Consider the following 401-nt stretch of genomic DNA (forward strand, 5'->3'; position numbering starts at 1 on the left):
CTGTGCGGCGATGCCACCAAGGCCGACGACTACACGCAGCTGCTCGGTGACGAATTGCCCGACATGGCCTTCACCGATCCCCCGTACAACGTGAATTACGCCAACACCGCCAAGGACAAGGCAAGCAACAAGAACCGTCCGATCCTGAACGACAACTTGGGCGAAGGCTTTGGCGGCTTCCTGACCGAAGCATGCATGAACATCCTGGGATGCACCAAGGGTGCGGTCTACATCGCCATGAGTTCCAGCGAACTGGATACGCTGCAGTCGGCCTTCCGTGCCGCTGGCGGCCACTGGTCGACCTTCATCATCTGGGCCAAGAACACCTTCACGATGGGCCGTGCGGATTACCAGCGTCAGTACGAGCCCATCCTGTACGGCTGGCGCGAGGGCATCGATCA

The 401-nt window shown here is 60.1% G+C and carries 1 pseudogene; it reads left to right on the top strand.

The features are described from left to right. Positions 1–401 (top strand): annotated as a pseudogene (locus XalbCFBP2523_RS15975) (site-specific DNA-methyltransferase); the annotation flags it as partial.

It is taken from the genome of Xanthomonas albilineans, assembly GCF_002939705.1.
In the GTDB taxonomy this organism is placed as follows: Bacteria; Pseudomonadota; Gammaproteobacteria; order Xanthomonadales; family Xanthomonadaceae; genus Xanthomonas_A; species Xanthomonas_A albilineans.